Here is a 20,845-nt window from a genome sequence, read left to right as displayed (position 1 = left end):
TCACGTTGAACATAACTTTTCAAACCACCTTTGATACATGGCGCTTGCCAACGAGGGATCACGCATGAGCACATCGGCGTCTGTTACTAAAGCTCTTCACCATCACCTACGGCGGATGTCCGGGCGCGATCCGCACGAAACACACCGCGTTGCCTCGTCTCTCGAACTATTGTTCGACCTGACCTTCGCGACCTGCTTCGCGTTTGCTGCTACCCAACTCGCACATGCATTGGCAGCAGGCCACTACTCCACTGCATTGATTGGGTTCGGATTCGCGAGCTTTTGCATTTGTTGGGCTTGGACCAATTTCTCGTGGTTCGCATCAGCCTACGATACTGACGATTGGATTTTTCGCATTACCACAATGGTGCAGATGGCTGGTGTCCTCGTGCTGGCGATCGGATTGCCACGGCTGTTCTCCTCAATAGAGGAGGGTCACCAGCTGGATGCTTCAGTTATGGTACTGGGCTACGTGATCATGCGCATTGCGATGATATTTCAGTGGTTGCGAGCAGCGAAACAAGACCCTTCAAGGCGCCGCGCCTGCATCACTTACGCTGTCGCGATCGCGGTGGCGCAACTCGGCTGGATAGCACTTTTCATTTTTCCTCTTTCGATAGACGTCACCATCACACTGTTTTTTTTGTGGTTTCTAGTCGAGTTTGCAGGTCCGATATTGGCGGAACGCAGGGACGGCGGCACGCCGTGGCACGCGGAGCACATTGCAGAGCGCTACAGCTTGTTCGCAATTATTGCCCTGGGCGAAGGGTTGGTGGGGACGGTCGCAGCCCTGTCTGCGGAAATGGAGCATGTGGGATGGACGGCTGAAACGGCACTGGCCTGCGTTGCAGGTGTCGGAATCACCTTTGGAATGTGGTGGGTCTATTCAATTCTGCCATCGGCTAACGTGCTGCACGCTTATCGCTCGCGCGCTTTCGTATGGAGCTATGGGCAAATACTGATTATTGCCTCGATTGTCGCAACGGGTGCGGGACTGGACGTCGCGGCGAACTTTATCGAGAACAAAGCCCACATTGGAGTGCTACCGGCTCTGCTCGCCACAGCTATTCCGCTTGCGATCTTTCTTGGGCTGATTTACGCGCTTCATTATTTTCTAGTGCGCCACTTTGACCTGCTGCATGTATGGCTCTTACTAGCGACCGTAGTGGTCATCGCGATCGCGATCGGCGCGGCGATATTGGGCGTGAGTATCGTAGTTTGCCTGGTCGTGCTCATGTTTGCGCCTATCATCACAGTAGTCGGTTACGAGGTTCTAGGGCATCGTCACCAGGGAGAAATGCTCAGTGAACGATTAGCGGAGACCGCGTAAGTCGGCGTTATCTTTCGACTCCTTACCTCAACAGCTCGGGCCTGGAGGCAACGATCCCCGCGGGAGAAAAACACTGAGTACCAGCCACTGCCACACTGGAGTTCGTCGGAAGCCGCCCTTCGCGTTCATTCGCGTATTCGGTGCGAGTGGGGGCAAAAACAAACTCGTTCGACCTGGAAACACCGTCCTAGAGCCAAGTCAAAATGTTTTTTGGGGATCCTGAGAGTCTTTAAGACTCGTAGGACAGGCAGTTCTTCTGATCATTTTTGCCTTTTCACAGACCATGGAGCTTCATTCACTTCCAGTGGATTGCTACATTGGGGGCAAATCTGAGGGCATGCTTTGGATGGTTTGAAAAGGATGCCCCCACTGCCCGCAATCTTGCCTAAGCATCAGTGTGTCGCTAAGCGCCAAGAGAACTTTAGCGAAATCATCGGTGCACGATTTCCGGCTGGAGCACCCCCGCTACAGGCATGCGCACTACCCAAGGGAATCGTTTGGGATCGGCCTGTTCGGACTGATTGCCCTCAAGGCGAGGGAGATTCCGCCTGTCATACATTGCCAATCTCTCAACCCTCTGGCCTCGATCACGATGACCTTCTTACGGCTCACTCGGCGGATAGGCCAATGATCCAGGCTGATGGCTGACAGCACTCCAAATGCATTGTCACTCTCACATTCATGGGCACCTTCGGCCAGACCGCATGCACATCAGCGTTACCGAAAAACCACTCGCGACACGAAGCAGAGATTAGAGCAGGTAAATAAGCCCGTCGTTTTTTTCCTTTGGCCTCGTTTTTTGCCACCAGATTTCAGGTTGCTCGCCGATCACTCCGATAGAATCAGGCAATACTAAAATCGAATCAGGCATAGTTCCCAACCACTCCCCGCCCTAGCATAGCCTGACCTTATATATTCAGGAGTGCGCCCCATGCGTGCAGACAAAACCATTTTTATCACGGGCGTTAGTAGCGGCTTTGGCCAGGCCCTGGCTAAAGAAGCTCTCGCTCAGGGCCATCGAGTGATCGGCACTGTTCGCAGCGAATCCTCTCTGGCAACGTTCCAGGCACTCTTGCCTGAGAGAGCCCATGGCGTGGTGCTGGACGTTACCCACTTTAATGCCATCGACGCCGTCGTCGCCGCTGTTGAGGATCAGTATGGCCCGGTGGACGTGCTGGTTAACAACGCGGGTTATGGGCACGAAGGGGTTTTCGAGGAGTCGTCGTTGGAGGAAATGCGCCGTCAGTTCGACGTCAATGTATTCGGCGCGGTGGCGATGACCAAGGCGTTTGTGCCCTTTTTTCGCCAGCGACGGGCGGGGCATATCCTCAATATCACGTCCATGGGTGGCTATATCACCATGCCAGGTATTGCTTACTACTGCGGCAGCAAATTTGCCCTGGAGGGCATCTCTGATACGTTGAACAAGGAGCTTGCACCCTTCAATATTTTTGTAACGGCCGTGGCGCCGGGGTCTTTCCGAACGGACTGGGCAGGTCGTTCGATGCAGCGTACGCCGCGCAGCATCAGTGACTACGATGCGACTTTCGACCCGGTGCGAAAAGCACGTGAGGAAAAAAGCGGCCTTCAACTGGGCGACCCGCAGAAAGCCGCACGCGCCATGATGACTATTATCACCAGCCCTAACCCGCCGGCTCAACTGCTGCTGGGCAGCGACGCCCTGGCTCTGGTGCGTGACAAGTTGCACCGGACGGCGGAGAGTATTGAGCAATGGGAAGCGCTGAGCTGTTCCACGGACGGCTGAGCATAAAAGTGGAGAACGTGCAATCGATGCCGAAACCCAAGAACCCGAGCACTGCGCGTATGGTGCAGTTGATGGGCCAGCTTGCACCGCTGGAGGGTTACAACCTGAGTCCGCTGGATGATGTGCGTTTTCTGCGTTCCAACCGGCCGCTGAAGCGCACGCCGGTTCTATATGAACCGGGCATCGTCATCCTCTGTCAGGGGCAGAAACGCGGCTATCTGGGTGATGAAGTTTACATCTATGACGCCCAGCATTATCTGGTGGTCTCAGTGCCAGTGCCTTTTACAATGGAGACCGACGCTAGCGAGGCGGAGCCAATGCTGGCGGTGTACATACGTCTGGATTTCAATCTGGCCGGCGAGCTGATTCAGCAGGTAGATGAGGTATGGAACATCCGCGTGGCTCAACCTATGGGTATGTACGCCTCGCCCATGGACGAACCGCTGCGCCAGTCGACCCTGCGTTTTCTGGAAGTCATGGGCGACTGCACCGACGCGCAAATCCTCGGGCCAGCGATGTTGCGCGAACTCTACTACCGCATCCTCACTGGCGAACAAGGCGGCACCCTACGCGCGGCTATCGCCCAGCAGGGTCAGTTCGGCAAGGTGACGCGCGCCATTCACAAAATCCACCGCTGTTACCACGAGCATCTGGATGTAGAAATACTCGCCCAGGAAGCGCAGATGAGCGTGCCTAACTTTCATCTACATTTTCGCAAGGTGACCGATTCCTCGCCTATGCAGTACCTCAAGTCGACGCGGTTGCATCAAGCGCGATTACTGATGCTGCGTAACGACCTGACAGCGGCCAAGTCGGCATTTCTGGTGGGGTATGAAAGTGCTTCGCAATTTAGCCGCGATTTCAAGCGCCTCTTCGGACGCACGCCGATAGCGGAGGTGGCGTGGATGAAGCAGGCTTATGCGTTGCCGGCACCGACAATCCCGTCGCCCTTCGTGTCATCACACTGAGTTCCAAACAATCCTGTCTTGCCCGTCGCCAGTAGGCTTGGGAACGTGCGGATGGCGTGACTGCCGACACAGCGGACGAGTGAAGTTTCACATCTGCGGCCGCATAGATGAACAGGTCGCGGCAGGGATGGCAGTTGCCTGCCACCCCCCGCACAGATCCGTACGTGCGGAACTACCGCATACGGCTCCTGCCTTGGGTGCGTGACGCGAAGCGATCCTCAGGATACGGGTGTGCATTCTTTGGGCTCGGTATGTAGTGATCTGTGAGCAACCCGAAGCTAGACCATTGCAGCCGATTTCGCTGGCTGCGTCGCCCGAGAGCCTGACGCCAGTATCGGCATATGGCCTTCCTGAAGCCACTCAATAGCTTCAAGTTTCCTGGCACCGCGTGGTAATTGAAGTAACCACTTACCACCCGAGTGAACCATTGCCCTTGAGCCCGGATGGGTTCGTGACGTCGGCGCTTGAGCTCATCCCGAAATAGCCAGCAGCGTCGCACGCATTCGACGCCCGGTCACCGAAGTTCTCGGTGGTGTTTTCCACGCGCTGGCGGCGGGCGCCCACGGTCCATTGCACGCGGTCATCGGCGAAAGACAGGGTATCGGCAAGCGCATAACTGCCCAGGGTTGCGCGGGTCTGCGAGGTGGTCACGCCATAACCCGGGAAGGTCGGTGTGTCGCCAAAGTCCAGGTTGTCGAAATGGGTGGTACCGGGAATACCGGCCCTGGCGTCCTTGAAGCTGTTGTCGGAGGTGAAACGGGTGGTAGCGAGGGTCCAGGCGTGGCCCACAGGCCCGGTCTGGAATTTGCCCTTCAGGCCTACTTCACCGGATTGCTGGGTGCCGCTGCGGGTCGAGCTACTCGCCGAAGAACTGATGTCACCCACATTGTTGATCAGGGTGCTGGAGTTGATCAGCGCGTTGTCACTCCCATCGCGCGGCCCCCATGCCGCGTAGGCCGTGACGGAATCTGACAGGTCGCTCGTATTGGATCGGATCCCGGCTAGGGCGCGCCCGGCCTCAAAGGCAGTTTGCAAAGTAGCGACCCGGTGTAACACCGAACGTGCGACGAAACAGTGCAATAAAAGCGCTGACGTTTTCGTAGCCCAATTCCAGGGCCACACGGGTGACCGACATGTCCGCCGCAAGCATTTCCAGGGCCCTTAGCAGGCGCACCCGCTGACGCCACTCGGTAAAGCTGAAACCGGTCTCCACCACAAAGCGCCGTGTCAGCGTGCGCGGTGCCATCCCCACCCAGGTCGCCCAGGCCTGCAGGCCGCGCTCGTCATCGGGGTGATCCGACAGCGCCTGGGCAATCTTGCGCAACCGGGCGTCCTGAGGTATCGGCAAACCCAGGGCCACCCGGGGCAGAGTCTGTATTTCATCAAGCACTACACCGGCCAAACGCGACTGCGCCTGGTCCAGAGGCTTGGCTCCCCACCCGGCGGCACGGGCAACTACCTCTCGCAAAAGCCCGGACACTGCAAGGATGCATGGCGTTTCAGGTAAATCAATGCACGCCAGTTCACTCACGTAAACGCTCCACCCGGCAAACGGCCCATGGGAACGCAAGCCGTGGGGGATATTGGGCGGGATCCACACGGCATGTGTCGCGGGCACCACCCACTGACTGGTACCGGCATCCACCGAAAGCAGGCCCGACGTTGCGCCAAGCAACTGGCCCCGCGCATGGCAGTGGCGCTCGGTAACCCGTGGTTCAAGCTCCTTGCGGATCACTGCAACAATCAACGGATCCTCGGCCGAGGACGCCTCGGCGGGGGAAATCAAGGCAGCTGGCATGAGTGGCCTCATTGGGTTATTGATTGTCTTCAATAGCGTAAATCAGCCAACACTACGCCCTTATAGTCAAGGTCTTCAACACCTAGCGAGGAAACACCATGCGCGCAGAAGATATGCTGCCCGATGACAAAAACCAGGTACAACGCAACGGCGTCATGATTCGTAAAGGCAGCGTTGGCGCCTTCTTGATCAACGCCAGAGTGTGGACCGCCCCTACCTCCACGCCCGCGGCGCGCAGCGCTGCCGAGCAGGACCTGATCGACAGCCTGCCGGCCCTGCGTGCCCTGGGACTATTTGAAGTGCTTGCGATCCGTGATGGCGCCTTGCAGCGTCTGGTGGATGCACATTGATGGGCTTTTGCCCACAGGGCTATCACTTGCAAGGTCTTTTGAAAGGCCAGTTGTACTTGGAGATGGAGGCTGACCTGGGTCTTGACCTGAACCTTACTTGAGGTTTTATAAGGAGTGCCTGAATCGCAACGTGGCCTCCCTATGAATACCCACCACACCTCACCAGATCAACGTTCGCAACCGGTACCAGAGGTCGATGATCCTCCAAATGCAGGTTGGGCCACCCTCCTCTCTGGCGCCAATGGCGTGCGCTCCCTGGCGTTGGCAGGGGGCGTCGTGCTCCACGCGATCAACGTCTACATTGCCACTACGATCCTGCCCTCAGTTGTCCGGGACATCGGCGGCATCGACTACTACGCGTGGAACACCACACTGTTCGTCACCGCCTCGATCCTTGGCTCAGCATTGTCAGCCAGGCTCCTGGTCGGCTTGGGGGCACGCGGCGCCTACACCCTCGCCACGCTGGTGTTTGCAGCCGGTGCGCTGATCTGTGCGTTTGCCCCATCCATGCCCGTGATGCTGGCCGGCCGTCTGATCCAGGGGTTGGGTGGCGGTTTTCTGTTCGCGCTCTCTTACGCGATGATCCGCCTGGTGTTCCATGAAACCTTGTGGCCGCGAGCGATGGCGTTGGTGTCGGGCATGTGGGGAGTGGCCACGCTGATCGGCCCGGCGGTCGGTGGCGTCTTCGCTGAACTCGGCGTATGGCGCGCGGCTTTTTGGTCGCTCATCCCTGTCGCCGGGTTGTTCGCTCTGTTGGCTGCCGTGGTGTTACCCAAACGCAACGCCATCAGATCACAACGCTTGCCGCTCCCTCTGGCCCAGTTGGTGTTCCTGACGTCGGCCGTGCTCGCTGTTTCAGCCGCCAGCGTCTCATCAACACTCGCCTGGAACATCGCCGGCCTGGGTGCCGCCGCGCTCCTGACTGGCCTGCTGATAGTCACAGAAAGCCGCGCCCGCCATCGACTGCTGCCAACGGGCGCCTTCAGGATCACCTCCGCGCTGGGAGTGCTGTATGCAACCCTGTCCTTGCTTGCGGTGGCCGTTACCAGTGGCGAGATCTTCGTGCCACTTTTCCTGCAGGTCCTGCACCATCAATCGCCGCTCGCCGCCGGCTACCTCGCGGCGCTTATGGCGGGCGGATGGACGCTGGGCTCAATCGCAAGTTCCGGGGCGCGCGGCAAAGGCATCAGGCGCGCGATCCTTGCCGGCCCAATCCTTGGCTTGACGGGCATGGCTGCACTGGCCGTTTTGATTCGCGTCGAAAGTAGCGGTGGCTGGCTGACGGTCACGCCGATCTGCCTGGCGCTCGTCGCCGTCGGGTTTGGCGTCGGGCTGGCGTGGCCGCATTTGCTGACCCGGGTATTTCAGGTGACGCCTGCCAGCGAGCAGGACTTGGCAGGCGCGTCGATTACTACTGTGCAACTGTTCGCCACCGCCCTCGGTGCGGCCCTCGCCGGCATGGTGGCAAACCTTGCCGGCCTTACGCATCCCGCAGGCATCGCCGGCACGGCCAATGCTGCCGGCTGGCTGTTCGGTGTGTTTGCGGTCGCACCCGGCGTTGCCATTTTTACCGCCCTGCAGGTGATCCGGTGTTACTCCAAAGACCAGGCAATCACTGCTGAGCACCGGTAGAGGTCACTGCCCAAAAACGCCTTGGCGCCTCAGGACTCCGACATCACCACCATCACTTCGGCGGCGGCGCCATCCTCGCCTTCCGCCAGGTAAATATGGCCGATTGCACTGTTGAAATAGGCCGTCTCACGACAGCCGATACTAAGGGACTCACCGGTTTCAAATTGAATGCGCACGCGGCCTGACAGGACGACCGCGAACTCTTGCCCAGGGTGCCGGATGTAGTCTTCGAATTGACCCAGTTCCCGCGCATAGATCCGCGCATACATGGGCGTCATGCTGCGCCCGGGGAAATCCCCGGCCATCGGGTGATAGTCATAATTGCCCGTGCTGTAGCCGGCCGCACCGTCGATGGCGGTGCTGACCACCGTAGGCTGTTGGGCGCTGACACCTTGTCTGGTCGGGCTGAACAGCTGGGCAATATCTATATTCAGGGCCCGCGCCGCAGCCGCCAGTTTTTCATAACTGACCGACACCTGCGCCAGTTCCATCTTCGACAAGGTCGACAAAGCCACGCCTGAGCGCTCGGACAGTTGTTTGAGCGTCAACTTCTGGTGCTTGCGGATCACACGCAGGCGGGCGCCAACCTGGGCGCGATCTATCAAGGGATGGGTTGTGGAACCCGAGGCGCAATCGGAACTCATGCAGGCTCTCTGTCGTACAAAAAACGGTGCCTGGAGCTGAGCCAGGGCATGGGCAGGAATAATACCTCATGGTTGTGGGTTGACTGGAAAATTCTCATATCTTACATTTCTCTTATCTGAGAATTATAAAAACACAGGAAAGGGCATGTCGTCCCTTCCCCAGAGACAGGAGGTACTCGCAGTGCCCAACAGCGAATGTTTCGATTTCGCCATCATCGGCGGTGGTATTGCGGGGGCCTCCCTGGCTTATCGCCTGGCCGGCCAGGCCAGTGTCGTGGTGCTCGAACGTGAAAGCCAGCCGGGTTACCACGCCACCGGGCGCTCTGCCGCAATGTTCATGGAGAGCTATGGCACGCCACAGATCCAGGCCCTGACCCGCGCCAGCCGAGGCTTCTATGAGCAGCCGCCCGCCGCGTTCACCGAACATGCACTCCTAGAGCCGCGCGGCTGCCTGTACATCGCCGGCCAAGAGCAGCAATCCCTGCTGCAACAAGCCTTCGCCACCAGCCGGGCGCAGGCCGGCAACGTGTCATTGATTGATACCGAGCAGGCCCTGGCATTGGTGCCGTGCCTGCGCCCCGAGGCGGTTGCCGGGGCGATGCTCGAGACCGATGCCCGCGACCTCGACGTGCATGCGCTGCACCAGGGCTTTTTGCGGGCCATGCGGCGGGCCGGCGGGGTGCTGCACTGCGATGCCCAACTGAATGGCGCCACCCGCGAAGGCCTTCAATGGCACCTGGTACTGGCCGACGGCCGCCAACTGCGCGCGCGCCACCTGGTCAATGCCGCAGGCGCCTGGGCCGATCAGGTCGCACAGCAGTGCGGCGTGCCGCCCGTGGGGTTGCAACCGTGCCGACGCTCCGCCTTTACCTTCGACGGCCCCGAAAACACGGACTTCTCCCGCTGGCCGGCGGTGATCGGTATCGACGAAAGCTTCTACTTCAAACCCGACGCTGGCCAATTGCTGGGCTCACCGGCCAATGCCGATCCTGTCCCGCCACAGGATGTAATGCCCGAAGAGCTGGATATCGCCACCGGCATCTATCACATCGAGGCCGCCACCTCCTTGACCATTCGCCGCCCACGCCATAGCTGGGCCGGCCTGCGCTCATTCGTCGGCGACGGTGACCTGGTGGTCGGCTGGGACAATCATTGCGAAGGCTTCTTCTGGCTGGCGGCACAGGGCGGTTACGGCATTCAGTCCGCAGCCGGTGTATCGCAACTGGCCTGCAGCCAATTACTCGATCTTCCCCTTCCCGAGACCCTGCGCCACCAGGGCGTCGAGCCACAACGCCTGGCCCCTGGCCGCTTGCGTTAATTCATCCCCCCAACGAGGTGCATAGCATGTCTGACACTTTCCAGCGTTACCCCAGCCACCTGCCCTACCCGTTCTCCAAGGCCATTCGGGTCGGTGATTTCCTGTACCTCTCCGGGCAAGTCCCCATGACCCCTCTGGGCGAAGTGGTGCTCGGTGATATCCGCGAGCAGACCGAGGCGGCCATGGCCCGCATCGGCGAAACCCTGGCCGAATGCGGAGCAAGTTTCGAGCAAGTGATCAAGGCCACCGTGTGGCTGTCGGACATGCAGCATTTCGCGGGTTTCAACGACGTGTATAAGCGCCACTTCGACGGCGGTTTCCCGGTGCGCTCCACGGTCGGCGGCGCTCAATTGGCCTTGGGCGTCGATGTCGAGATCGAAGTCCAGGCGTGGGTTGGCGCCCGTTGATCCACCCCTGCCATTTGCCAGAGCGATGCCCCGGTAGGCCATGAGCAGTGGCCTTCCCCCCTGAGCGATAACAACAATAATTTGAGGGAAGTCGTCATGAAAGAAAGTCTGAAAATAGCCGGCGCATTTGTCGGCGTCATTGTCGGTGCAGGGTTCGCCTCCGGTCGGGAGCTGCTACTGATGTTCGTGGATTTCGGCGTCTGGGGGCTGCTGGGTTCGGTGGTCAGCGCCGCGCTCTTCATCTTTCTCGGCATGGCGTTGGCGGGCATGGGCAGCCGGCTGCGGGCAAAGTCCCACAAGGACGTAGTGCATGCATTGTGCGGACGCTACCTGGGGACCTTTGTCGACCTGATGATCACCTTTTTCATGTTTGCGGTAACGGTGGTCATGCTGGCCGGGGGTGGCGCCCTGCTGGAACAGCAGTTCGGCATTCCCGCCCTGTTCGGCAGCGCTGGGGTGACGCTGATCGTGGTCGCCATCGTGTGCCTGGATGTGAAGAAGGTTATTGGCATGATCGGCGCCGTCACGCCGCTGCTGGTCCTGACAGCGGCAGGCGTGGCCCTGTATGGCGTCGCCACCCGGGGCCTGAGTTTCGGTGAACTCAATCAACTGGCCAGCCAGCAAGACGCTGGCGCGAGCCATTGGCTGCTGGGCGCGTTGTTGTATGTGTCCTACAACATCGTGGCCGGGGTGCCGTTTCTGGCGATCATGGGCGGCGCCGCAAAGTCCGAGAAACAGGCAATCTGGGGTGGTATTTTCGGCGGAGCATTACTGGGGCTGTTGATGTTGGTAATGAGCCTGGGTCTGCTGTCACGCCTGGACAGCGTGGCGGACCTGCCCATGCCCATGCTGTCCATCGCCACTGAGGTTTCGCCGGCCCTCGGCCTGCTGATGGCGTTGATCATTTTCCTGATGATCGTCAATACGGCCGTGGGTACCTTGTATTCCTTTTCGGCCCGATTGCTGCCGGCAGGCACACGTACATTCCGCATTGGCTCGGCAGCCTTCGGTGCATTGGCATTCGCTGGCAGCCTGGTGGGATTTGTCAGCCTGGTGGGCCAGGTCTATCCACTGTTCGGTTACCTGGGCTTTTTGCTGATTGGTGCAGTGGTCGTGGGTTGGCTACGCGTAGGGGGATTGTGGCTGGCCAGTAACGGTAGATGATTCGGTACACCTGCGCCGCACACAAAAACTAACCGAGCAAGGCCTGGAGCCCTGCTCGGTCAGGGTCTAAAGCAGCGTCCAGGTGTAACTGAGGATCAACCGGTTCTCATTGATATCGCTGCGGTAGTTTGAGCGCGCCATCACATTGCGTACCCGAATCCCCAGGCCACTGAGTACGCCGCTTTGCACCGCATACCCGATATCCAGGTCACGCTCGCGGTCCCGGCCCTCGTAGCCGCCGCCGGTGCTGACGTTGTCGCCGGTGATATAGCGCACCGTGGTAGTCAGCCCCGGCACCCCGAATGCCGCGAAGTTGTAGTCATAGCGCACCTGCCAGGAGCGCTCGTCGGTATACGCAAACTCGTAGGTGGGGACTTCGTTACCCAATGGCGTGACATTGGCAAATACCCGGGGGAAGGCGCTGTCGCCGTACATCGCCTGGTACCCCACGTAAAAGGTATGGCCACCGCGCCTGGCCGACAGCAGCGAGAAAAACGCCTGGTTGTCGATCTTGCCGAGTAACTGCTCGCCCTCCTCGCGCGCTGTGTAGTAACCCAGGTTGGCGCCCAGCAGCCACGTCCCGAACGGCTGGCTATGCTTGAGGCCGATAAAGTCCTGGGCGTAGATGTCCTGCAACTGGCCATGCCAGAGGCTGACACTGGTGCGTTCGCGATTAAACGCGTAGTCGCCGCCGACATAATTGAAGGCATCGCTCTGAGCCCCGCGCTGCGGCACATGGCCGAGCATCGCGATCATCTTGCCGTCACCGGCCTCGTTGCGCAGGCTGGTGGTGCTCAGGTGCCCCGCCTGCAGGGTCAGCCCCGTGATTTCATTGGAGCTGAGACTGAGCCCCTGATAACTCGGCGGCAGCAAGCGAATGTCACTGAAGGCCAGCACCGGCAGGTTCGGCTGCAACTCCCCAACCTTCAGTTCACTACTGGACAACCGCGCCTTGAAGGTCAAGCCCAGGCGGCTGTAGTCGTCGGCAGCGCGGCCGTCGTCCTTGACCGGCAACAAGCCGCTATTGACCCGGTCCGGGCTGCTGTCGAGCTTGAGGCCCAGGGTGCCCAGCGCATCCAGGCCAAAGCCAATGGGTCCGGGGGTATACCCGGATTTGTAAGTCAGGATAAACCCCTGGCCCCACTCCTGGGCCTGGGACTGTTGATTGGCGCCGACAATATCGGAGAAGTCGCGGCTGAAGTAATAGTTGCGGGCCTGCAAGGTAGCCGTGGAACCCGCGAAAAAACCACCCTCGCCCGCCGTTGCCGCAAGGGGCAGCCCTAGCAGGGAAAGCCAGATACGTTGTGTGTGCATGTCGTTGCTCTTTGTTTTTATTATCGACAGGTCGGACAGTTACAGCGCCTGGGCGGCGGGCAACCGGATAGCGGTGCGCCGCTCATTCAAGGCGAATGCCGTCATGGCCAGGGCCGCAATGGCTCCGGGCACGGCAAAGGCCATGAAGTTCAGTTGCAGCGGCAGCTCGATCGCCATCAGCGCGCCGCCTAACAGTGGGCCGACGATGGCGCCATTGCGCCCGATGCCGGAGGCCCAGCCCAGGCCAGTGGCGCGAATCGACAAGCCATAGAGTTGCGCCGCCCCCGCATACAGAAGGATTTGCGTGCCGATGGTGGTGGCACCCGCAATAAAGATCAGCAGGTACAAGACCGGCATCGGGCTGTTGATGCCCAGCAGGCTGATGGAGACCACGGCGGCAACAAAGAAGCAGATCACCACTTTCACCAGGTTCAGCCGATCCCCCAACCGCCCGCCAATCAACGCCCCGGCCATACCGCCCAGGTTCAGGGCAATCAGGAACGACAAGCTCGACCCGAGGCTGTAGCCAGCCCCGGCCATCAGCTTGGGCAGCCACGAACTCAAGGCATAGACCATCAACAGGCAGCAGAAAAACGCAGTCCAGATCATCGCCGTACGCATGGCCAGGCCATGCCGGAACAGCTCCACCACCGACGCGCCCTTGCTCTTGACGTCCGCGATGAGCAGTTCATCCCCGGCGTTGATCGGGGTGTCTGGCGACAGGCGATTAAGCAGCACTCGGGCCTGCTCTACACGGCCCTGGCGGATCAGAAAGCCAATGGATTCGGGCAACCACAGCACAATCACCGGCAACAGCAGCAGCGGGATGACGGCGACAAAAAACATCGACGACCAGCCATAGGCCGGCAACATGAAAATCCCCACACTGGCGGCGAGCATGCCACCCAGGGAATAGCCGCTGAACATGAAGGCCATCAAGGTGCTGCGCACTTTTTTCGGCGCATATTCGTTGATCAGCGCCGCCGCGTTAGGCATCAGCCCACCACAGCCAAGCCCGGCGATAAACCGGCAGATGCCGAACTCCGTAGGGCTGCTGGCAAAGCCGTTGATCACCGTGGCAATGCTGAACAACGCAAAGCAAAAGACGATGCCTTTCTTGCGCCCGAAGCGGTCCGCCAGGGTGCCGAAGATCAGCGCGCCGAACATCATGCCGAACAGCGCATAACTGCCCAGGGCGCCGGCCTGCAGGGGCGTCAGCCCCCACTCGCGCATGATCGATGGCAAGACCACGCCATAGATAAACAAGTCATAGCCATCAAAGATCAACAGCAAGGCACACAGGCTGACAACCAGCCAATGGAAGCGATTGAAAGGGGCATTGTCGATAATCGAATGAACGTCATGGGTACGCATGGCAGTGCTCTCTTTATTGTTGTTGTGAGTCAATGTCTGCAGGTAACGGTGAATCAGCCGAGGTCGCCACCTCCTACCGGCAAGGTCACGCCGGTGATATAGGAAGCCTCGTCAGAGGCCAGGAATAGAATCGCGCCCGCTTGCTCGTCGATGCTGCCGTAGCGTTTCATCGGGCTGCTGTCGAGGGTCTGGTCGACGATCTGCTGGTACCACACGCGCTCCTGCTCGCTTTGCGGCTGGCTGTTGCGCGGGATGCGCCGCGGTGGGGCCTCGGTGCCGCCCGGTGCGGTGGCATTGACACGGATGCCGCTGCCGGCGGTCTCCAGGGCCAGGCACGCGGTCAGGGCATTGACCCCGCCCTTGGCCGCGCCATAGGGCACCCGATTGACCCCGCGTGTGGCGACCGAAGACACATTGACGATGGCCCCACTGCCCTGCTCCAGCATGTAGGGCAGCACGCAATGGCAACACCACAGCGTGGGGAACAGCGAGCGGCGCACTTCGGCTTCGATTTGCGCTACCGCGTAGAACTCAAAGGGCTTGGCCCAGATAGTCCCGCCGACGTTGTTGATCAGAATGTCGATGCGCCCAAACCGCACCTTGGCGGCGGCCATGACCTCGGCACACGCGGCATGTTGCTCAAGGTCGGCGATCAGGGTCAGCAGCCGTGCATGCTGCAACTCATGCACCAGCTCCGAGCGATCGACCGCGACCACCCAGGCGCCCTCCGCCAGCAACCGCTCGGCCACGCGCCGGCCGATGCCCTGGGCGGCGCCGGTAACCAGCGCTACCTTGGTGTCAAAACGTGGACTCATGCTGATCTCCTCACGCGGCGTCAGAACTTGCGACGGCATTGGCGGTGAATTTCTCGTAATGGAAGCTGGCCGGGCTCACGCCTTGGTGCTTGAAGTGCTGGCGCACCGCATCGACCATCGGCGGCGGCCCGCACAGGTAGACATCGACATCGCCGTCGTGGAGCGCCTCGCGGGCCATATGCTGGGTGACATACCCCTGGCGCGGGTGCGCGGTCTGCGGGTCGGCCACGCACGTGACAACCGTGAGCTGGGGCAAGCGCGCGGCGAAGGCCTCCAGAGCCTCAACCAGCACCAGGTCCTGATCCCGCGTTACCCCGTAGATCAGTGTGATCGGCCGGGTTTCCCCGCGCTGTGCCAACACCTCAAGCATCGACAGAAACGGCGCCAGACCGGTGCCGCCGGCCAGTAACAACAGGGGCCGCACCACCTCGCGCAGGTAAAAACTGCCCAGTGGTCCAGTCATCGGCACTCGATCGCCCGGCCGGGCGCGCTCCAGCCAGCCGCTCATCAAGCCGCCCGGCACATGTTTGATCAGGAAACTCGCGTGCGTATCGCCAGGGCGGCTGCTGAATGAATAGGAGCGCGTATGCCCACTGTCGGGCACACCGATATTCACGTACTGGCCGGGTAAAAACACCGGAGCCTGGTCCAATGCAAAGCTCACCTCCAGCGCGGCATCGGCGTGGCGGGTAATGCTCGCCAGCGTCGCGGCAAACTGCGTGGTGCCGGTCTTGCACGCACTGGACGGCAGCGGCACGGCAATCACGCAATCGGATTGCGGCACCATCTGGCAGGTCAGCACCTGGCGTTCCCGGGCTTCGTCGGCGCTCAGGGCGTCGTCGATATAGTCGTCACCCAAGTCGTAGGCGCCGGTTTCACAATGGCATTTGCAGGTACCGCACACCCCGTCGGAGCAGTCCATGGGCAGGTTGATGCGTTGGCGAAAGGCGGCATCGAGGACCTTCTCTCCCACCTTGCAGTCGATGAAGCGGGTCACCCCATCTTCGAAGTTCAGGGCAATGGCATAGCTCATGGCGGTGTCCTCAGATGTGGTAGATGTCGATGACCTGGTGGATGTAATCGTTTTTCAGCACCACTTTCTTGCGCGTGATCAGCGGCTGCTCGCCACTGATATCCAGGCCATAGAAGGACGTCCCGAAATAGCTGTCCGTGGTCTTGTAGCGGTGGCTGAGGGTGTGCCAGTTGAAACGCAGTTCTACCTGCGCGCCATCGTCGGCCAGCACTTCGAGGTTGCCGAGCAGGTGCACCGTGCGCGGCTCGGGCGTGCTTGCGCTGGATCGCTCGGTCTTGATCCGGAAGATCCGGTCTTCCAGGCCGTCGCGGCTGGGGTAGTAGATCAGTGAGATTTCGCTGTGCGGGTCTTCGGTGAGGGTGTCGTAGTCGTCCCAGGCGGGCATCCAGAACTCCACTTTGGGCGAGTAACACGCCAGCCATTCATCCCACTGTCGGTCATCCAGCAGGCGCGCTTCGCGGTAGAGAAAATCCAGCAGGCGGTCACGGGACAGGCTCATGGCTGCACCTCCCGGTCGCTGGCGATCAGGCCCTGCCGTTCGCGCTCGATTGCGCGCTGCAGGCTTGCGGCCCAATGCGCATGCTGGCGCACGAACAAGCCTTCGTCTTCGGTCTTCACCCCGCTCAGTTGCGGGTGCATGCCCATGGCCCTGGCGTTGTCGTCGGCCCCCTCCACCCACTGTTTGGCGCCACGGCTCAGGTCATTCCACAGGGTGGTCGCCCCCTGGTAGCCGGTCTGGCAGGCGCGGAACTCCTCCAGGTCATCCGGGGTACCCATGCCGCTGACGTTAAAGAAGTCTTCGTACTGGCGAATCCGCGTCGCCCGCTCCTGGGCACTTTCGCCGATCGGCGCCATGCAATAGATGGTCACTTCGGTCTTGTCCACCGCGAGGGGCCGCACCACACGGATCTGCGTGGAGAACTGGTCCATCAGGTACACATTGGGGTAGAGGCACAGGTTGCGGGTCTGGTCGACGATAAAGTCCGCACGCGCCTGGCCCAGGCGCTCGGCCAATGCTTCGCGATGGGCATGCACCGGACGCACCTCAGGGTTGAGCAGGCGCGTCCACAGCAGGATATGCCCGTGATCGAAGGCGTAGACCCCGCCCAGGCTTTTCGACCAGCCATTGGCATCGACCGTGCGCGTGCCTTCGGCCTCGTAATTGCGCCGGCCCATGGTCGCCGAGTAGTTCCAGTGCACGGAACTGACGTGGTAACCGTCGGCACCGTTCTCGATCTGCAGCTTCCAGTTGCCGTCGTAGACATAGGATGAACTGCCGCGCAGCACCTCCAGGCCCTGGGGAGCCTGGTCGACCATCTGGTCGATGATAACGCGGGTCTCGCCCAGGTAATCACTCAGTTCCGGCACCGCGTCGCTGAGGCTGCCGAACAGAAAACCGCGGTAGTTTTCAAAGCGCGCCAGGCGCTTGAGGTCGTGGGAACCGTCACAGTCGAAGCTGTCCGGGTAGGCCCCGGTCTTGCCATCCTTGACCTTGAGCAGCTTGCCGGCGTTGCTGAAGGTCCAGCCGTGGAATGGGCAGGTGAATGAGCCCTTGTTGCCCTGCTTGCGCCGGCACAACATGGCGCCGCGATGGGCGCAGGCATTGACCAGGCCATGCAGGGTGCCCTGTTTGTCGCGGGTGATCACCACCGGCTGGCGGCCAATCCAGGTGGTGTAGTAGTCATTGATTTCCGGCACCTGGCTTTCATGGGCCAGGTACAGCCACCCGCCTTCGAAAATGTGCTTGATCTCCAGGGCAAACAGCTCGGGGTCGGTAAAGATGTCGCGGCGGCAGCGGAACACCCCGGTAGCGGGATCTTCCTGAACGGACTCGCGCAGTTGTGCGGCGAGGCGCTCGAGTGTACTGGTCATGGGGCAGGCCCTCCGTTGTTCTTGTATCAGGCGCCCTCACCGTACGTGTTCGTCCTGTTCCTCAATATCCGCTTCCTGCAAATCAGTATCCGGCTGGCGCAAGCCGCTTAGCGATGGCGCTTCCAGGTCTGCGAAGGCAGCTCACCAAAGCGTTTGCGATAGGCCTCGGAGAAGCGCCCCAGGTGCATAAAGCCATGGTCCAGTGCCACCTCCGTCACACTGCGCGCGGTAGTCAGTTGTAAACGCGCATGCACCCGCTCCAGCTTGCGCTGGCGCACATAATCACGGGGCGACAGACCCACCTGGCGTTCGAACAGGCTATACAGCGAACGCTCACTGACCTTGGCCACCGCCATCAGTTGCTCGATGCTGATATCCTCGCCCAGATGTCCATCGATAAACTCGCGCACGGCCTCAAAACCGCCGCCTTGCGCCGCCTGGGGAACCACCCGCAGCACATTGCTGGCCAGCAGCGCCAGCAGCTTATTGGCCACAATCCGCTCATACAGGCCCTGTACCTCAGGTTCGGCGGCGTTTTCCGCCTCATGGCAGATCAGCCCCAGTAACTGCAGAAAACCGTCCATCTCACTCAGCGCCCGGCGTGCATCCGCAAAGCGAATACCCGGTTGCGGCAGCGTCCAGTGCTGCGCCAGGCAAGCGTTTTCCAACAGACGCACCGGTAACTTGATGATGAATTTCTCGCAGTCGGCGGAATAGGTCAGGTCCACCGGGTCATCCGGGTTGATCAGCAAGATCTCTCCTGGCCCGAAGACCTGCTCCCCGCCCCGGGAGTTGGAGCGGCAGTGGCCTGTCAGCAGGATCTGCAAGTGATAAATGGTTTCCAGCGCCACCGACGTGACCCTGACCGGCGCGCCATAGCTGATACGGCACAAGTCCAGGCTGGAAAAGGTCCGGTGACTGATACTCGCCATGGGCCGGCTCTTGGGCGGCAGGCGGATACAGTGGCTGCCCACATGCTGGTTGACATAGTCCGACACGGCATAGGCATCGGCGCCCTGGAAAATCTGGCTGCGCTCACTCAATAGCACGGTCATGGTGCGCCTCTTTATCGTTATTGGCCTCAGGCTGAGGCGTGATGCCGCAACCGTCCAATATGGATAAGGTCTGACGGGATACCTTGGAGGTATGGTCGGCTTTGCGTGGGGCGATAATCCGCACTAGGCCGGGCATCATGCGGCGCACGACTGCTTGGGGGGCGACACGTCTTGATACGTGTTCCGTAGCGCCTTAGATCAGAAGTGCGCTCATGGGATGTGCTGCCACTTTTTATAAGCGGGCGCGGGTTGCGGGCTTCGAGGCGGGCTAGTCTCGGCCCTCGACAATCGGGGTCAATATCTCCAGAAAACCGGAGTTACGAGTACTAACACCGTCAGGATTTCCAACCTTCCCAGAAGCATGCCAACGGTCAGTAGCCATTTTGCGGCATCCGGTAATGATGAGAAGTTACCGGCCGGGCCAATGATTGTGCCAAGCCCCGGCCCGACGTTACACACCGCAGTAGCGGCACCGCTCAACGCGGTTGTCCAATCAAGTCCGATGAGCGCCAGGCCCAAGGCGATGACGGCAATGGTGATGGTGAAGAAAAACGAGAAGGTCAATAGCGAGCGCACGATTTCTTCGTCGATGGGATGGCCGTTGTATTTTTTCTGAATCACGGCTCGGGGGTGAATCAACTGCTTCAAGCTACTGACCAGTAGAGCGGCAGCCACCTGAAAACGGAAGATTTTAAGCCCGCCGGCAGTGGAGCCGGAACAACCACCCACGAACGTCAAATAGAAAAACAGCAAGACCGCGAAGCTGCCCCACAAGGTGTAGTCGCCAACAGCAACACCCGTGGTCGTGACGATTGAGGTCACGTTGACTGCCACGATACGAAACGCATCCCACCACTCGTAATCGCTGTGAAAATGCAGCCAGGTGCCCACAGCCAGCGATGTGACAAGCAAGAATCCAATAAATCCGCGTACCTGGTGATCCTTGATCAGCGCACGCCGATTACCCCGCAATGTGGCGACGTACAAGGTGAACGGCATACTGCCCAGAATCATGATGGCCACTGCCACCCAGTGAATCGTTGGTTGTGTCCAGTGCCCAAGTGAGGCATCGGAAGTTGAGAACCCCCCGGTAGAGATCAACGACATTGCGTGGTTGATCGCGTCAAATGGCGTCATTCCAGCGAACCAGAGCGCCAGGGCTCCGATGCCAGTAAGCCCGCAATAGAGCAGCAGGATGTACTTGGCGCCCACATGGGAACGCGGCGTTATTTTCTCTGACCAGTCTGAGGACTCTGTCTGGAACAGCCGCATGCCACCCACTCGTAACAGTGGAAGGATCGCCACGGCCATGCCAATAAATCCTATGCCTCCCAACCAATGCAGCATGGAGCGCCAGATCAACAAGCCGGGAGATGAGGTGTCCAGGCCGCTGAGTACCGTCGAGCCGGTGGTTGTGATGCCAGACATCGTTTCAAAAAACGCGTCGGTGTAACTGATGTGAGTGATGAACAGCATTGGCAACGCTGCGAAGGTGCACACCACCACCCAACTGCCCGTCGTCAGCAGGTACATATCTCTCGGGCGAAGCTGACCAGCATCCGGACGCCCCCCCCGGACAACCAACAGGAGGCCACAGATGAGGGTAATCAGACTTGACCAGAGAAATGCCGCCAGATCGTCGTTACGCTCGTAGACCACCAGCGTGATCATGGGGATAACCATGCTTATGGCCAGCGTGATCAGAAAAATGCCTAAGATAAATCCAATAAGCCGAATTGCTGCGAGGGACATACAGTAGCGTTCCAAATTATCACCCCGCAGTATCGGATGCCCAACCTGAAAGCTCCGTAAATTTTGCGTAAAACTTTCACGAGCAAGCCGTCAGACTGCGTGCGTCAAAGGGCAGCTTTTGGCCCAGAGCAATTCAACCAGCAGCATGCTGCCAAACGGGTATGACCTCATCACGTTGCCGGGTACTCGATTCGCTTAAAGCGTCTGCGTTGCAGTTGCCATTATTATTTTTCCCATTCAACAACGAGGAAGCC

At 60.0% G+C, this 20,845-nt stretch carries 19 protein-coding genes; 8 read left to right on the top strand and 11 right to left on the bottom strand.

The window, feature by feature from the left end; translation table 11 throughout:
• Positions 1-64 precede the first annotated feature (64 nt).
• The 3 genes from PSH73_RS12175 (at position 65) to PSH73_RS12165 (ending at position 4,063) form a co-directional block, all read left to right on the top strand.
• On the top strand, positions 65-1,330 hold the full coding sequence (locus tag PSH73_RS12175) for a low temperature requirement protein A (protein ID WP_198792109.1): 1,266 nt from the start codon (positions 65-67) through the stop codon (positions 1,328-1,330).
• Positions 1,331-2,261: 931 nt separating this feature from the next.
• The gene (locus PSH73_RS12170) at positions 2,262-3,095 is read left to right on the top strand and encodes an oxidoreductase (RefSeq protein WP_120733044.1); all 834 of its coding nucleotides are present in this window, start codon (positions 2,262-2,264) and stop codon (positions 3,093-3,095) included.
• A 26-nt stretch (positions 3,096-3,121) separates the two neighbouring features.
• Positions 3,122-4,063: an AraC family transcriptional regulator gene (locus PSH73_RS12165; RefSeq protein WP_057959773.1), complete on the top strand. Its 942-nt coding sequence runs from the start codon at positions 3,122-3,124 to the stop codon at positions 4,061-4,063.
• Between the two features lie 408 nt (positions 4,064-4,471).
• On the opposite strand, the gene PSH73_RS12160 is transcribed toward PSH73_RS12165, so the two are convergent.
• Both PSH73_RS12160 and PSH73_RS12155 read right to left on the bottom strand, forming a co-directional pair.
• Positions 4,472-5,098: a hypothetical protein gene (locus PSH73_RS12160; protein ID WP_305462601.1), complete on the bottom strand. Its 627-nt coding sequence runs from the start codon at positions 5,096-5,098 to the stop codon at positions 4,472-4,474.
• Positions 5,082-5,861 (bottom strand): helix-turn-helix domain-containing protein, encoded by a 780-nt coding sequence (locus tag PSH73_RS12155; RefSeq protein ID WP_198792108.1) that lies wholly within the window; start codon positions 5,859-5,861, stop codon positions 5,082-5,084. Before PSH73_RS12155 ends, PSH73_RS12160 begins: the two co-directional genes overlap by 17 nt.
• Before the next feature lie 98 nt (positions 5,862-5,959).
• On the opposite strand from PSH73_RS12155, the gene PSH73_RS12150 reads away from it, so the two are divergent.
• Positions 5,960-6,211, top strand: coding sequence for a hypothetical protein (locus tag PSH73_RS12150; RefSeq protein WP_057438437.1), 252 nt, complete (start codon positions 5,960-5,962; stop codon positions 6,209-6,211).
• Between the two features lie 141 nt (positions 6,212-6,352).
• Complete coding sequence (locus PSH73_RS12145; RefSeq protein WP_305462598.1) at positions 6,353-7,843, top strand: MFS transporter; 1,491 nt, start codon at positions 6,353-6,355, stop codon at positions 7,841-7,843.
• Positions 7,844-7,872: 29 nt separating this feature from the next.
• On the opposite strand, the gene PSH73_RS12140 is transcribed toward PSH73_RS12145, so the two are convergent.
• Complete coding sequence (locus PSH73_RS12140; RefSeq protein ID WP_120733035.1) at positions 7,873-8,487, bottom strand: helix-turn-helix domain-containing protein; 615 nt, start codon at positions 8,485-8,487, stop codon at positions 7,873-7,875.
• 145 nt (positions 8,488-8,632) lie between these two features.
• On the opposite strand from PSH73_RS12140, the gene PSH73_RS12135 reads away from it, so the two are divergent.
• From PSH73_RS12135 to PSH73_RS12125, 3 genes are all read left to right on the top strand, one after another.
• Positions 8,633-9,805 carry an FAD-binding oxidoreductase gene (locus tag PSH73_RS12135; RefSeq protein ID WP_252117291.1) on the top strand — a complete coding sequence of 391 codons (1,173 nt, stop codon included), beginning with the start codon at positions 8,633-8,635 and terminating at the stop codon, positions 9,803-9,805.
• Between the two features lie 26 nt (positions 9,806-9,831).
• A complete protein-coding gene (locus PSH73_RS12130) occupies positions 9,832-10,212 on the top strand; it encodes a RidA family protein (protein WP_186625724.1) in 381 nt (126 codons plus the stop codon).
• 96 nt (positions 10,213-10,308) lie between these two features.
• Positions 10,309-11,376, top strand: a complete 1,068-nt coding sequence (locus PSH73_RS12125; RefSeq protein ID WP_305462594.1) for a hypothetical protein — start codon at positions 10,309-10,311, stop codon at positions 11,374-11,376.
• A gap of 66 nt (positions 11,377-11,442) precedes the next feature.
• On the opposite strand, the gene PSH73_RS12120 is transcribed toward PSH73_RS12125, so the two are convergent.
• From PSH73_RS12120 to PSH73_RS12085, 8 genes are all read right to left on the bottom strand, one after another.
• Positions 11,443-12,690, bottom strand: coding sequence for an OprD family porin (locus tag PSH73_RS12120; RefSeq protein ID WP_305462593.1), 1,248 nt, complete (start codon positions 12,688-12,690; stop codon positions 11,443-11,445).
• Positions 12,691-12,729: 39 nt separating this feature from the next.
• A complete protein-coding gene (locus tag PSH73_RS12115) occupies positions 12,730-14,064 on the bottom strand; it encodes an MFS transporter (protein ID WP_305462591.1) in 1,335 nt (444 codons plus the stop codon).
• A 53-nt stretch (positions 14,065-14,117) separates the two neighbouring features.
• Positions 14,118-14,879, bottom strand: coding sequence for a 1,6-dihydroxycyclohexa-2,4-diene-1-carboxylate dehydrogenase (locus PSH73_RS12110; protein ID WP_198817378.1), 762 nt, complete (start codon positions 14,877-14,879; stop codon positions 14,118-14,120).
• Positions 14,880-14,889: 10 nt separating this feature from the next.
• Entirely contained in the window at positions 14,890-15,912 is a 1,023-nt protein-coding gene (gene benC / locus PSH73_RS12105; protein WP_305462589.1) for a benzoate 1,2-dioxygenase electron transfer component BenC, read from the bottom strand.
• A 10-nt stretch (positions 15,913-15,922) separates the two neighbouring features.
• The gene (gene benB, locus PSH73_RS12100) at positions 15,923-16,411 is read right to left on the bottom strand and encodes a benzoate 1,2-dioxygenase small subunit (RefSeq protein WP_128593680.1); all 489 of its coding nucleotides are present in this window, start codon (positions 16,409-16,411) and stop codon (positions 15,923-15,925) included.
• Positions 16,408-17,784 (bottom strand): Rieske 2Fe-2S domain-containing protein, encoded by a 1,377-nt coding sequence (locus tag PSH73_RS12095; RefSeq protein ID WP_198817383.1) that lies wholly within the window; start codon positions 17,782-17,784, stop codon positions 16,408-16,410. Before PSH73_RS12095 ends, benB begins: the two co-directional genes overlap by 4 nt.
• A 107-nt stretch (positions 17,785-17,891) precedes the next feature.
• Positions 17,892-18,839 carry an AraC family transcriptional regulator gene (locus PSH73_RS12090; protein ID WP_305462587.1) on the bottom strand — a complete coding sequence of 316 codons (948 nt, stop codon included), beginning with the start codon at positions 18,837-18,839 and terminating at the stop codon, positions 17,892-17,894.
• Positions 18,840-19,133: 294 nt separating this feature from the next.
• The gene (locus PSH73_RS12085) at positions 19,134-20,591 is read right to left on the bottom strand and encodes a TrkH family potassium uptake protein (RefSeq protein WP_057959708.1); all 1,458 of its coding nucleotides are present in this window, start codon (positions 20,589-20,591) and stop codon (positions 19,134-19,136) included.
• Positions 20,592-20,845: the final 254 nt, after the last annotated feature.

The sequence above is a fragment of the Pseudomonas sp. FP2294 genome (genome assembly GCF_030687625.1).
GTDB classification, from domain to species: domain Bacteria; phylum Pseudomonadota; class Gammaproteobacteria; order Pseudomonadales; family Pseudomonadaceae; genus Aquipseudomonas; species Aquipseudomonas shahriarae.
Note: the sequence above shows the minus strand (reverse complement) of the source record. Positions and strands in the feature narration are given on the sequence as shown.